The following is a 12,687-nucleotide window of genomic DNA, read 5'->3' as shown; positions in this document are numbered from 1 at the left end:
GTCGGCCGGGTTATATCTCAGTTCTCGGTCTCATAGCCGAACTCTTCAATAATGTTTTTAGCTGTATCGCTGCGCAAAAATTCTATCCACTGATGCGCGGCCTGATTGCTTTCGCTACGAGTCAGAAGAATAGCTTGTTGATTAATTGGGGAATAGTAGCTTTGTGGAATCATCCAGAGTGAGCCGCCTTGACTGTCCCAAGCTCGTACTTGTGAGAGTGCCACAAAACCTGACTGGGCATTGGTGGTTGCGACAAATTGAAAGGTTTGAGCGATGGAGTCCCCGCGTACCAAGCGGCTTTGTAATGAGTCCCAGAGGTCCATCTTGGTGAGTACTTCCTGAGCCGCAAAGCCATAAGGTGCAGTTTTTGGGTTCGCAATCGCCAAGCGAGCGAATTCGCCTGACTCAAGCCATGCTTTCGGATCTTCAAAAGTGCCGGGAGTCGGGGTCCAAAGTGCCAGCTTGCCTCGGGCGTATGTGAATCGGGTGCCAGCCACCCCTTGGCCACTTTTCTCCAGCAGTTCCGGGCGGTGGCTGTCGGCAGCAAGGAACACGTCAAACGGAGCACCGTTGTCTATTTGTGCGTACAGCTTGCCGGTAGAGCCATAGCTTGCGACGGCTTCTAAGCCGGTGGCTTCGTGAAATGCCACAATCAAGTCGCGAGTTGTGTCGGTGAAGTTGGCGGCGACAGCAATACGAACATCTGCGGCGTGTGCAGCGGTGCCGAATGTCAGTGGCAGCCAGAGTGCTAGGCATAGTGTTGCCAGCTTGCAATCGTTCATTTTCAAAGACCCAATGGCGGTAGATAGTGAGTGGTATTGCTGTCAGGCAAAAGTCTGCTTTTCGGAAGCAAGCAGCGATAGCACGTGTTCGCGAACTTCCTCTGCATTGGTCTCATTCAGCATTTCGTGGCGCCCGCCTTCAAACAGCCGAAGACTGGTCTCTTTTACTCCGGCTCGGCGAATGTCCTCTAAGTGGCGGGAAACCCCTTTGCCCATTTCGCCCACGGGGTCATCGGAACCGGAGAAGAGGTGAACCGGAAGGTCCTTTCTCCAAGTTGAAGGCCTAATACTAAGTATCCCTTGTATGAAATCTTTCCATAGGCCTGTCGTGCATTCGAATCCGCATAGAGGGTCTGCAAGATATCGGTCTACCTGAGCCGTATCGCGGCTCAACCAATCAGAATCAGTGCGGTTGGGACGAAACATTCGATTAAACTTTCCGAAGGACATTTTGGCAATGGTTGGGCTTCGATGATGGTTGCCGTGAAACCTGCCAATTGCGCCAATAAAGGCTCCGGATGCCCATAATTGAATGCGGGGGATGCGGTTGGTTGCGCTCAGTATCAGCCTGTCCAGAGATTCAGGATGCTGCTGCGCGCAGCTTTGGGCGATGAACGAGCCCATGCTGTGCCCGAGCAAGGTCAGTGGAATAGAGGGGAAGCGTTCCCGGGTATCAAGCAGTACCCGGTTTAGATCGTCGACTACCTTGCTCCAGCCATCCGTATCACTGTAGTGGCCAAGCTGGTCGGATTCGCAGTCAGGGCCGTGGCCCCGATGATTCAGTGTAACAACGGCAATATCCCGTTCGGCCAGCCAGCGGGCGAAATTTACGTATCGTCCAGCGTGTTCGGCCATGCCGTGGGCGATAACCAGAGCAGAGCGCGGTGAGCTAGGGCAAACAATCGTTCCGGTTATGGTGTGGTTGTCTTGGCCGTTTAGGCGTAGGGGTTGCTCTTGCATGCTGTATTCCGAAAGCGACTCAAACCAGTGATAGATTTATGTAATAGCCCATTATATTAAGCGGTCTATGCCAACGGGCTACCTATGTTCGTTATAAACCCGGTTTAGCACCTGCAACTGCGGCTGCCACTGAGTGAGCCAGACCTTTATATCCTTCGGAATTCGCGCAGGTTTTGGCCAGGGTACCGGGTAGGCTTCTGGCTGAAACAAAGGCGCAAAAAGCGCTGCGGCTGTGAGGTCGGCGCGGGAGAAGGCGTCACCCGCCAGAAACGGCTGTTTACTGTAGGTTTCTGCAAGCTCCGTTAGCAGGCCTTCCATAACCTTTCGGGACTCTTCCGCCGTTTTCTCGTTGATTTTCATCCATTTTCGCATCACTTCATTGACTCGGCTGAAGGCTAGGCTGAGAAGGATACGATTGTAAAAGGGTGTGCCTGCGGTCAGTAGAGGCACCACTATTTTGGGTCGCTGCAGAAAGTGGTGGTAGGAGTAACACCGCACAGCTGGGCCAGCTTCGTCATCCAAACGTTTCTCCCACGCCAAAGCCTGTGCCTTTGCAGACTCATCAAGCGGGGTCAGGGATCTGTCGGGAAAGGTTTTATCAAGGTAGTCGAGAATCTCCGATGAACCTTGAACAACTTCACCGTCATGCTCCAGCACGGGTACAGATGCGCCCGCACCTTTGGTGAGCTTTTTGATGGTTTTTATATGCTGCCCCGGCAGCAGGTTTGTGGTTTCGTAGTTGAGATTTTTGTAATCCAGCGCCCAGCGTACTTTCTCGCAGTAGTGGGAAATGGCGAATTGATAGAGCCTGAGAGCCATGGGGTGTCTCCTAATTGATGGGCTCTAGCATAGCCGTGCACCTGACGGATAAAAAGCGACGAGGTCATATAAGTTGCGTGTTTGTAAAGGTTTTGCAGGCCCCAAAATTGGTTTTTACTCAGGCTTGTCTTTACTATGCCGGTATTCATCCAAGTTACAAACGTAGGTTGTGTCCATGTATTTACAACGGGTTTTGATGGCATCTGTAGCCGCAGCCACTGGGCTTTTTCTTACCGCCTGTGCCACCGCGCCAGAGACACAAGAGGTCTCAAACAGTTATCAGTGCGGCCAGCTGAACATTAATGTTACGTCTTTGGGTAATGGCGACCAGCTAAAGGTGGATTACAAGGGCGAGCAGCTGCAACTGGAGCGTAAAGTCAGCGCTTCGGGCGCACGTTACGAGGCCCCTGATGACGAAGGAACCCTTTTCTGGAGCAAGGGCGAATGGGCAATGTTTTCGGTAAAAGGGCAAGCGTACCCCGATTGCCTGCAAGCTGGTGCTCTGGAAACACCGTTTGAAGCTACCGGTAATGAGCCGTTCTGGTATGTGCGATTAATGCATCAACAGTTGGAGCTGAACCGCCCCGATGATACCGGTGAGCCGAAAAAGGTTGCGCTTGAAACAACCGTTTCCAATCAAAACGGCCGCGAGTTCCGTGGCAAGCTAGACGGCCAGCCGTTAACGCTCAAGGTAAACCGGCAGTTGTGCGAAGACACTATGTCGGGAGCACAGTTTCCGGCTCAGGTTCGCCTTGAGCTGAATGGCGAGGTACTCGAAGGCTGCGGTGGTGATCCTGAACGTTTATTCCGTGGGGTCGAGTGGGTGGTTGAAGACTTGGCCGGTGCGGGCATTATTGATAGCTCCCGTATGACTGTTGAGTTTTTTGATGAGAACCGTCTTGCGGGTCGGGCTTCCTGTAATCGCTACGGCGGTCAGTATGAGCTTACTGCAGAGGGAATGACCTTTGACTATATGTTCTCTACAAAAATGGCCTGTGCTCCGGCCCTGATGAATCAGGAAGACCGCTTTTTGAAGCTTATGTCTAACGTAAAGCGTGCGGAAATCGGTCCGAATGGAAAACTGGTGCTGACAACCTCTTCAAACGAGGAAATAACCGCTTACAAGGCGACTTATTAATCAAGGGGGCCAACAACAGTTTTTGCGTGCTCACCCTCAAGCCGATGTGCTCACCGGTTTGAGGGTATGACGTTGCAAAAAATGGCCTTGCAGCGAGGCTGCTTTAGTTCCGGTAGCTTATCCTTTGTGATTGTTTGGGGTGGATACACCTGTAGGGACCAGTGCGCGGGTCAGATCTTTCATGCAGAGACTGCCCACCATCTCACCTTTTCGAACCACTCTGAACACCTTGTCTGTGTCGCCACCTGATCGCGAAAGCACGGTCTCCAGATTGTCCCTCTCGGAGATGTCACCGGCATACTCCGCGTCGTTATCCACGTGCTTTTTCATGATCGAGCGTACCCGAAGCACCCGGGCACGATTGATGTCGTTTATGAAGGCAACAATGTAGGGATCGTTGGGGTTGAGCAGGATGTCCTGAGGGTCTCCCTGTTGAACCACTTCTCCATCTTTCAGAATAACCAGATGATCCGATAGCTTTAGGGCTTCGTCCAGATCGTGGGTAATGAACACGATGGTTTTCTGTAGTTCCTCCTGAAGTTCCAAGAGCAAGTCCTGCATATCGGACCGGATTAGCGGGTCCAAAGCGGAGAAAGCTTCGTCCATCAACATGACCGGGGAGTTCGAGACCAGCGCACGAGCTATGCCTACCCGTTGCTGCATGCCGCCGGATAGCTGGTGGGGATACTGCTGTTCATTGCCTTCAAGACCCACGCGGCCCAGCCATTTTACCGCTTCTTGTTCAAAGTCTGTGACGTCTGAACCACGAATATTGAGAGCCATGCCCGCGTTCTCAAGCACGGTTTTATGGGGCAGCAAGGCGAATTTCTGGAACACCATAGACATTTGTTCCCGCCGCAGCTGGCGCAGTTGCTCTTCGTTCAACTCCAGAACGTTTTTGCCATCAAGCCGGATTTCACCGGCGGTGGGTTCAATAAGCCTATTGAGGTGGCGGATCAGTGTTGATTTGCCTGAGCCCGAAAGCCCCATGATTACGGTGATTTTGCCATCGAGGATATCTACGTTGATATCCCTTAGCCCAAGAACGTGGTTTTGCTTATCCTGCAGATCGGCCTTGTTCATACCGCGCTTTACGTATTCAAGCGCCACATCCGGTGTCGGCCCGAAAATCTTATAGAGGTTTTTGATGGAAATCTTAATGTCGTTTGCCACTGGGTGTCCTCACTGATTTTGGCTGGCATTGATACGCGCGAGAGAAGCCTTGGTCACCCGGTCCAAAATGACCGCGAGAATGACAATGCCAAGACCGGAAACAAGCCCGACACCTAGCTCCAAGTTACGAATGCCCCGAAGTACCAAAACACCAAGGCCTGGTGCCGAAACAAGCGACGCGATAACCACCATGGCAAGGCTCATCATGATTGTCTGATTTACACCCGCCATAATGTTGGGCAGCGCCAAGGGGATCTGAACCTTGAACAGTTTTTGGCGGGGCGTCATGCCGAAGGCGTCTGCCGCCTCAATCACATCTTTATCTACTAACCGTATGCCAAGATTGGTTAGCCGCACCACAGGCACTATGGCATAGAGAATAATGGCAATGCCGTAGAGCTTGGATTCAGTCACGCTGAAGAGAAAGATCAACGGAATGAGATACACAAACGGTGGCAGCGTTTGCAGCATATCCAGAATGGGAATCGTCAGCCTCTGCATGGTGTCGCTACGGGACATGGCGATACCAATTGGCACCCCGAGTAGCACACAGAGAAAGGCACAAACAAAAATAATGGCGAGTGTTTGCATGGCGTATTCGTAGTAGTCGACGAACGCCAGCAGGCAAATGCTAACAGCAACAAATAGCACCAGCTTCCAAGAGCGGGTGACTAGAAAAACGATGGCTAACATGATTGGAATGATGATCCACCAGGGTACGGTGAGCATTCCGTATAAGGCACCATCAAGGGCCCAGCTCAGGGGCTGGGTCATGGGGTCGAGCACTAGGCTGAGATTATCTTTTACAGCAAGAAAACCCTGCTCCAGTCCTTTTGTGAGTTCTCTCGATTGGGGAAAAGCAGCGCAAGAATCGTTGAGAACGTCCATTGAGGGGAATGGAAAATCCCACAGAGATTCTGGTTCCGCGTTGTCGCCTTTTGCTTTGGCGAGCAAGTCAGCCATCGACATGGGGCCGTCTTGTTTACCTTCCGCGCACCATTCTTTTAGCCCAAGTGCTGAAAACAGGGAGTCGTAGGTTGCCATCTTCGTTTAGCCTCTTATGCACATGGGGCGCCATGCGCAACAGAATTTGGTGACTGTCATTAGCAAATGTGCCCGGAGCAACCTGTGCTCCGGGCCAAGACGGGTCAATCAGTTTTCTAGAATTGCGGCAAGGTTCTTTTTGGCGTTGTCGTTCAGCCAGCCAGACCACTCATCACGGTTGTTACTGAGGAAGTACACAGCAGCCTCTTCACCGGAAGCGTTGTTAGAGTCCATCCAAGCTAACAGAGAGCTCATGGTACTGGTTTTGAACGTCATTTTACTGAGCATCTCGGTTACTTCCGGCTCACGATCTTTGAAGTCGGTGGTGACCGACGTCAGTATGGTTGCTGCCGGGAACTCGGATACGCCGGGATTATCTGCGTTCGCGTTCTGGTTTTTCTCATGAACCTTCTGCTTGTACTCGCCCAGCTCTACGCGGGTCATGTCGTATTTGCCAAGCGGTACAGTCGGGCCCCAATAGTAGCCGAACCAGGGCTCTTCATTTTGAACCGCAGACGCCATAGACGAGGCGAGCGTTTCACCGGAACCGTGGTTGAAGACCTTAATACCAGACTCTTCAAGATCCAGAGCGCGAATCAGGTTGTCATTGACTATCCTGCAGCCCCAGCCATCCGGGCAGTTATTGAAGCGTGCGCCGACCAGCTCGGGGTTGGCCATAACGCCTTCGATCGTTTTCAGCTCGGGGTGCTTTTCCACCAGATACGTGGGGAGCCACCAGCCTTCCAAGCCGCCTGGATCAAGCACCTTGCCTAGTCGTTCGATTTTGCCTTCTTCTTCGAGGCGCAAGTAAGCCTCGCCGGCTGAGTTCAGCCACAGTTCCGTAACAATGTCCGGCTCGCCATTTTCCGCAACAGACGTTACAGCAGGTACAGTGTCTGACGGTATAACCGACACATCGCAGCCATAACCTTGCTCCATAATGAATTTGGCGACGTTGGTGACCACGGTGTTGGAGGCCCAATTCATTTCTGTGATGGATACTTCACCACAGTTGGCTTGTGCCATGGCCGGTACTGATAGCGCACATAGCAGTGCAGCAGACGTAAGCTTTCGCATAGTCACTTCTCCATTTGAAGATTGGTGAATTCTGGTAGAACCGATTGTTGTCGTTTTTGTTTTTTCTTTTGATTACTGATAAAGCGGTAACCGAGTGAGGCTTGCAGGTTCACGGTTACCTGACAGTGCAGGAAATAGGGCAAAGCGTATCGTCTCGGTTAACACGTAGCTATAAGCATAAGGGTCTTGAGCTCAGTTACAAGGTTTTAACAGAAATACGCCCACTCTGAAGACGTATTTAGGCTTCTGGCTAGTTGCTTGACGCAACTCTTTTTTCGGGTCAGTCTCTCGAGTGTTTGTTATGCCAAGTCATCCCTGAATTAACTGGAACGGAGCTGATAACAATGAAAATCTTTGAAACAAAAACTGCACCGAATCCCCGCCGTGTGCGCATGTTCATGGCCGAGAAAGGCTTGTTAGATAAAGCCGAATTTATCGAAATCGATTTGCAGAAGGGTGAAAATTTGACGCCGGAATATGTGGCTCGTAACCCTATGAAGAAAGTGCCGGTTATGGAGCTGGATGATGGCACCTGTATCTCCGAGACCATGGCCATTTGCAGGTATTTCGAGGAAAACCACCCGGAATCGCCGACGCTTTTGGGCGACACGCCTTTAGAGAAGGCCGTGATTGAGCAGTGGGTGCGATGGGTAGAGTTCTACTTCTTTATGCCTACCGGTATGTGCTTCCAGCACACCAGCGGATATTTCAAAGACAGAATGAACCCCATTAAAGAATGGGGTGAGGACTGCGGCAAGAGTGTCGGCAAATTCATGGCGTTTCTCAACGACCACCTTGCCGATAAGGACTATATTTGCTGCGACCGGTTTACCGCTGCAGACATTAACGCCTTTACCACGGTAGCGTTCGCACGCGTGGTGAATATCCGTATTCTGCCCGAACATACTCACCTTCAGGCTTGGTATGATCGCGTAAAAGCGCGCCCGTCTGCTCAGGTTTGATGTTTGATAGAACTATTGTCGGAATGGGTTGAAGCAACTGCCTCTGTGCGGTTGCGACCTTTTTCTTTGGCTTGATAGAGCGCATCATCCGCCCGCTTGATAGCGCTCTCAATGTCATCGAGCCCGTAGCAGTTGGTAACGCCCAAACTGATGGTTTGGGGGATGCTGTGCTCGCCAGCTAACATGGGCTCGTTGGCCAGAGACAAACGAGCTTTCTCTGCAACCTGCATCGCGCCCTCCAGATCGGTCTCTGGCAGCAACATCAATATTTCCTCGCCACCCCAGCGGCATAGGGCGTCCTCGGTACGCATGTGAAGGCCCAGCCTGCGGGCAGTTTCCTGTAGTACCATGTCGCCAATATTGTGGCCGTACCGATCGTTTACGCGTTTGAAGTTGTCGAGGTCCCCGAGAATCAGGCTGTACGTGCTCCCGTAACGTTTTGCCCGGGCATGCTCTTGCTCCAGTAAATGGTGCATGGCTCTGCGGTTTAATAGGCCGGTGAGCTGATCGGTGGTTGCCTGTTGCCGAAGCTGTTGTCGGGCCAGAAACTCGCCTACTCGCAACTGCCTCAGTGCTTCGCTCATGACGAGGCCAATGACCATCATAACCAAAGGGTCAAATAAGAAGGGGAGCAACTCTGTAATAGCGAAACCTTTACCCCGGGCCACAAGCAAAAAGATCGCTAGCGGCATGAAAAACATCAGCCACCACTCTTTCGGACCACGAACGGACAGAATGGCAACGCCGAAAAAGCTGATAACCATACCGTTAGTGATCTGATAGGTATCGGCTGAGCGCCCGTTGTAGTGAACCAGAAAGAGCGCAAGTATCATAACCATGACCGAGAGGCCCATCACTCTAAGCAGGTGGCGGCTTTGGCATAGAGGTTTGCCGGTATAATGCGAGATTAGCGTCAACAGGGCGCTCGCCAGAACCGGTGCCCTGAATAAAAACTCCGTTAGCCAGAGATCGGGACGGTGGGCAATGCGGAATTCGTGGGTAAACTGATATAGGGTTACTGTGATCAAGAGAACCCATGCCGCAACAACTGCAACTTGCCGTTCCACCACCCGAATGTGCGCTTCGTAGGCAGGAAGCCACTCGGGAGGTACCTTGTGATATGGCGTTTTGGGGTCTGAAAATCTCACCATCGTCATAATCCAGCGGCTAGTAGTTTTAATCATCAGCCAATACGAAGCCCGGCGCAACAACCCTATTGGGGTAGACCTGTCGTTAAAGGAGACGGTATGGAAAATGTATCTCTGAAGTGTGCTCTGGACGCGATTGATAGGGCGAATCGCGCAGACCCGAACGAGGAGGTTGTGGCAGGTGAACCCCTGCCGAGGGAGTATGCCTACAGTTTGCATATGACTCGCTGGCTTCACGAACTGGAGCCAGATCCTTCGGGACGAATTCAGATCGCGTGTCGCGCCCAGCATCTTGAACGTTGGAAAATGCCCCGTAGTGATTATCCGGAGGGCAGGAAGGCCTATTACGCGTGGCGTCAGGCCTGTGGGCGAATGCACGGCCGCAGGGCAGCCGAGATTATGGCTGACTGCGGCTATCCAGAAAGTGAGTGTGAGCGGGTTGAGGTGATCCTCACCAAGCGTGAGTTGCGCAAAGACGCAGACACGCAATTATTGGAAGATGTTGCCTGTATGGTGTTTCTGGAAAAATACTTCGCGCAGTTTTACGCTGACAATGCGGAGTACGATCGGGAAAAGTGGTTGCGGATTGTGCGGCGCACCTGGGGCAAAATGTCGCAGCGGGCCCACGAGCGGGCTTTGGTGTTGTCGGAGAAGTTGCCTAAGCACTTGCAAGCCCTGCTGCAGGAAGCGCTGTCGGGAGGCACTGACTAAAGCCAATCTTGAGGCGTTGTCCTCTACTGAGTATGATACTGATTATCATTTGATAGTCGGTGTCATTAAGTGTCAGCGCTTTCCCGAAACGCCCCCAGAATTCTAATTGCACAGCACGACCCGCTCCTCAGGGAACAGTTGGCGGGTCGGCTGGCATCTTGCGGGTATCGGGTGCTGCAGAGCCAACAAGGCGACGAGGCTCTGGCTTCAGCTCTGTGCCACAGGCTGGATTTGATTCTTTTGGAGACGCAGTTACCTCAAATCAACGGCTTCGACGTACTTAAAAGACTCCGTAAAACCTGCCAGACACCGGTCATGATGCTCACTGCCACGGACGCAGAGGATGAGCGCATTGCAGGCTATCAGCAAGGCGCCGACGACTGCTTATCCAGACCCTTCAGCTTTACCGAACTGCATCTGCGGATTGAGGCGCTATTGCGGCGCACGGGTGGCGGTTTGGATCGACGTGCCGAACCACTCACATTTTGTGTGGGTGAGTTGCAACTGGACCGGCTCACGCTGCACGCCTCCTTTCAGGGGCGGTCTCTGGGGCTGACCCCCATACAGTTTCAGTTACTCTGGGTTCTGGCGCTACACCAGCGCGAGCCGTTGAGCAAACCCTATCTCTACCGGGCGGTACTCGAAAAAGAGTTCAGCCGGGATGATCGCAGCCTTGATATGCACATGAGCCGTATTCGTCGCAAGTTAATGGGCGCTGGAGTGGCCGCTGACCGGCTGAAAACGCTCCATGGAAAGGGATATTGCCTCTTGTAAATGGATGCCGGTCTGTCGCGACACGGGCAAATGTAACAAATGTAAAACTGGTTTCCTTAACGACACGAGTTATCGAGAATGCACTCCAAATACGAATGGTTATCATGATGGAGTCTGGTCGTTATGGCAGTTTTCCCCCCGATAGGCTTACCCTTGCACTTTCGCCGCAACGCTATTTGGCTGGCGCTTGTCGCCACTCCTGTTGCCTATGCCGAACCGGTGACCTTGGATACAATTCAGGTAACCGCTGATCGTGAGGCGGAAGCAGACGCGGTTGTTGGTGCCGAGGCCATGGACCGCTCTCTGGCGGACGGCCTTGGAGATGTGTTCGCCGGTGAACCGGAGGTCAGCGTTGGAGGTTCTGTAGGAATCGCCCAGAAAGTTTATGTTCGTGGCTTGGAAGACCCGTTATTGAACGTGAGCGTTGATGGCGCTACTCAGGGTGGCGTGCTGTTTCACCATACGGGACGTATTGTGGTTGATCCAGATCTGTTGAAGCGGGTAGAGGTGGATGCCGGTGCTGGCAAAGCGACCGCGGGTGCTGGTGCTCTTGGCGGTGCCATCCGTTTTATCACCAAGGATCCGGAGGATCTTTTGCGTGAGGGTGAAAATCTCGGGGCTTTGGTCAAGTTTGGCTCCTTCTCCAGCACCAAAGGTTACAGCGCTGGAACCACTGTATTTGGCCGTTTGAGCGATCAGTGGAGCACACTGGTATCGGTCACTCAGAGCGATCATGAGCGCTATGAGGATGGCAAGGGGAACGAGGTTCCAGGCACGGATGCACACCAACAACTGGGTCTGGCGAAACTGGTGGGCCGGTTCGGTAACGGCCAAACCCTGCGTCTGAGCCACGAAGTGCGAACCGATGAAGGTGAACGCCCGCAGCGCCCTCAGTGGGTGATCAGCAGTTTCAACAGCCTGTACGATCTCGATGGACGCCGGGATACCACTACCCTGAACTATGGCGTGGCACCGGAAGACAACCCTTGGCTGGACAGCAAGTTCACCCTGTACCACAGCGAATCTGAAATTGAGCAGAATGTGTCAGACCGTTGGGGCCGGTATTACGGCTTTAGCCGAAGCATTGGTGGTGACCTGCGCAACACCAGCCGGATGGGCGATCACAGCCTGACTTACGGGATCGATTACCGGGAAGACAAAGTGAATGCTGGCGGTGAAGGCGACAGGCGTGCCGAAGAAGAAGCCGGCGATGTGCTGGGTGTCTACCTTCAGGCAGATTTGTGGCTCACCCAACAGTTGTTGCTGAGTGCCGGTGCTCGTTACGACGACTACAGCCTAACAGACAACAGCGGCGAAACATTCAGTGAAGATGCGGTGAGTCCCAATGCCAACCTGTCGTGGTTGGTGGCAGACGGCCTGACCCTGAAAGCCGGATATGCCGAGGCCTTCCGCGGGCCCATGCCCCACGATGCCTTCAAGATTGACCGCGCCCAGAACGATCCGGACCTGAAAGGCGAAAAAGCCCAGAACACCGAAGTTGGGTTTGATTATGTGTACGAGAATTTCAGCCTATCGGCGGAGGTGTACCGTTCTGAAATCAAGGATGCCATTGCAGACGTCCTATTCGGGCCTGCCATCTACCAGAACATTGGTGATCTGGAATCCGATGGCTACCGCATTGCAACCGGCTATCAGTGGAACGCCCTGAGTGCCGGCCTGAGCTTTCACAGCAACGATGCCGAAGTGGATGGCCAACCTTTGACCGTTTACGAGCACAACCTCTTGGGCAACACCATTGGTGATACCTGGGTGGCTGATCTGGCCTACCGCTGGGACCGCACTCTGGAGTTTGGCTGGCAGGGCCGGTTTGTGCAGGGTATCGACGATCTCGAAACGTCGGTGGGCACCATCGACAAACCGGGCTACGGGGTACACGACTTGTTCGTAAACTGGCTGCCTACGGGTAATGAAGATTTGCGCCTGACTCTGGCCGTGAAAAATCTGGCCGACAAAAACTATCTCGATCACGCCAGCAATGCGGATTACCAGAACATCGACGGGTATGAGGGAGTTGTTGGCCTACCTGCCATGGGTCGGGACATACGCCTTGGTCTGGCCATGCGCTTTTGAGGTCGCTG

At 53.0% G+C, this 12,687-nt stretch carries 12 protein-coding genes; 5 read left to right on the top strand and 7 right to left on the bottom strand.

Translation table 11 applies throughout. The features are described 5' to 3' along the window. Positions 1-17 precede the first annotated feature (17 nt). From modA to FE845_RS05565, 3 genes are all read right to left on the bottom strand, one after another. Positions 18-782 carry a molybdate ABC transporter substrate-binding protein gene (gene modA / locus FE845_RS05575; RefSeq protein WP_200362202.1) on the bottom strand — a complete coding sequence of 255 codons (765 nt, stop codon included), beginning with the start codon at positions 780-782 and terminating at the stop codon, positions 18-20. 42 nt (positions 783-824) lie between these two features. After that, entirely contained in the window at positions 825-1,742 is a 918-nt protein-coding gene (locus tag FE845_RS05570) for an alpha/beta hydrolase (protein ID WP_200362201.1), read from the bottom strand. A 78-nt stretch (positions 1,743-1,820) separates the two neighbouring features. Beyond that, on the bottom strand, positions 1,821-2,561 hold the full coding sequence (locus FE845_RS05565; RefSeq protein ID WP_200362200.1) for a glutathione S-transferase family protein: 741 nt from the start codon (positions 2,559-2,561) through the stop codon (positions 1,821-1,823). A gap of 175 nt (positions 2,562-2,736) precedes the next feature. On the opposite strand from FE845_RS05565, the gene FE845_RS05560 reads away from it, so the two are divergent. Next, positions 2,737-3,699, top strand: a complete 963-nt coding sequence (locus FE845_RS05560; protein ID WP_227714101.1) for an META domain-containing protein — start codon at positions 2,737-2,739, stop codon at positions 3,697-3,699. A gap of 117 nt (positions 3,700-3,816) precedes the next feature. On the opposite strand, the gene FE845_RS05555 is transcribed toward FE845_RS05560, so the two are convergent. The 3 genes from FE845_RS05555 to FE845_RS05545 form a co-directional block, all read right to left on the bottom strand. Further along, entirely contained in the window at positions 3,817-4,872 is a 1,056-nt protein-coding gene (locus FE845_RS05555; RefSeq protein WP_200362199.1) for a betaine/proline/choline family ABC transporter ATP-binding protein, read from the bottom strand. A gap of 9 nt (positions 4,873-4,881) precedes the next feature. Continuing rightward, complete coding sequence (locus tag FE845_RS05550) at positions 4,882-5,916, bottom strand: ABC transporter permease (RefSeq protein WP_200362198.1); 1,035 nt, start codon at positions 5,914-5,916, stop codon at positions 4,882-4,884. A 108-nt stretch (positions 5,917-6,024) separates the two neighbouring features. Beyond that, positions 6,025-6,993, bottom strand: coding sequence for an ABC transporter substrate-binding protein (locus FE845_RS05545; protein WP_200362197.1), 969 nt, complete (start codon positions 6,991-6,993; stop codon positions 6,025-6,027). 344 nt (positions 6,994-7,337) lie between these two features. Here FE845_RS05545 and FE845_RS05540 point away from each other — a divergent pair, with 344 nt between their 5' ends. Further along, complete coding sequence (locus FE845_RS05540) at positions 7,338-7,955, top strand: glutathione S-transferase family protein (protein ID WP_200362196.1); 618 nt, start codon at positions 7,338-7,340, stop codon at positions 7,953-7,955. Here the strand turns inward: FE845_RS05540 and FE845_RS05535 are convergent. Beyond that, positions 7,946-9,112, bottom strand: coding sequence for a GGDEF domain-containing protein (locus tag FE845_RS05535; protein WP_227714100.1), 1,167 nt, complete (start codon positions 9,110-9,112; stop codon positions 7,946-7,948). The genes FE845_RS05540 and FE845_RS05535 overlap by 10 nt on opposite strands. A 90-nt stretch (positions 9,113-9,202) precedes the next feature. On the opposite strand from FE845_RS05535, the gene FE845_RS05530 reads away from it, so the two are divergent. The 3 genes from FE845_RS05530 to FE845_RS05520 all read left to right on the top strand — a co-directional run bounded on the left by FE845_RS05530 (position 9,203) and on the right by FE845_RS05520 (position 12,679). Beyond that, positions 9,203-9,814 (top strand): DUF4202 domain-containing protein, encoded by a 612-nt coding sequence (locus tag FE845_RS05530; RefSeq protein ID WP_200362195.1) that lies wholly within the window; start codon positions 9,203-9,205, stop codon positions 9,812-9,814. Between the two features lie 69 nt (positions 9,815-9,883). Then, the gene (locus tag FE845_RS18900; RefSeq protein WP_200362194.1) at positions 9,884-10,588 is read left to right on the top strand and encodes a response regulator transcription factor; all 705 of its coding nucleotides are present in this window, start codon (positions 9,884-9,886) and stop codon (positions 10,586-10,588) included. 123 nt (positions 10,589-10,711) lie between these two features. Then, positions 10,712-12,679: a TonB-dependent receptor domain-containing protein gene (locus tag FE845_RS05520; protein WP_200362193.1), complete on the top strand. Its 1,968-nt coding sequence runs from the start codon at positions 10,712-10,714 to the stop codon at positions 12,677-12,679. The last annotated feature ends 8 nt before the right edge of the window (positions 12,680-12,687 follow it).

It is taken from the genome of Marinobacter sp. 1-4A (assembly GCF_016597725.1).
Lineage (GTDB): Bacteria > Pseudomonadota > Gammaproteobacteria > Pseudomonadales > Oleiphilaceae > Marinobacter.
Note: the sequence above shows the minus strand (reverse complement) of the source record. Positions and strands in the feature narration are given on the sequence as shown.

What these genes read in the sequence shown, in the direction of transcription:
- modA (WP_200362202.1), bottom strand. Translation starts at nt 782, where the DNA reads ATGAACGATTGCAAGCTGGCAACACTATGCCTAGCACTCTGGCTGCCA.
- FE845_RS05570 (WP_200362201.1), bottom strand. Translation starts at nt 1,742, where the DNA reads ATGCAAGAGCAACCCCTACGCCTAAACGGCCAAGACAACCACACCATA.
- FE845_RS05565 (WP_200362200.1), bottom strand. Translation starts at nt 2,561, where the DNA reads ATGGCTCTCAGGCTCTATCAATTCGCCATTTCCCACTACTGCGAGAAA.
- FE845_RS05560 (WP_227714101.1), top strand. Translation starts at nt 2,737, where the DNA reads ATGTATTTACAACGGGTTTTGATGGCATCTGTAGCCGCAGCCACTGGG.
- FE845_RS05550 (WP_200362198.1), bottom strand. Translation starts at nt 5,916, where the DNA reads ATGGCAACCTACGACTCCCTGTTTTCAGCACTTGGGCTAAAAGAATGG.
- FE845_RS05545 (WP_200362197.1), bottom strand. Translation starts at nt 6,993, where the DNA reads ATGCGAAAGCTTACGTCTGCTGCACTGCTATGTGCGCTATCAGTACCG.
- FE845_RS05540 (WP_200362196.1), top strand. Translation starts at nt 7,338, where the DNA reads ATGAAAATCTTTGAAACAAAAACTGCACCGAATCCCCGCCGTGTGCGC.
- FE845_RS05535 (WP_227714100.1), bottom strand. Translation starts at nt 9,112, where the DNA reads ATGACGATGGTGAGATTTTCAGACCCCAAAACGCCATATCACAAGGTA.
- FE845_RS05530 (WP_200362195.1), top strand. Translation starts at nt 9,203, where the DNA reads ATGGAAAATGTATCTCTGAAGTGTGCTCTGGACGCGATTGATAGGGCG.
- FE845_RS05520 (WP_200362193.1), top strand. Translation starts at nt 10,712, where the DNA reads ATGGCAGTTTTCCCCCCGATAGGCTTACCCTTGCACTTTCGCCGCAAC.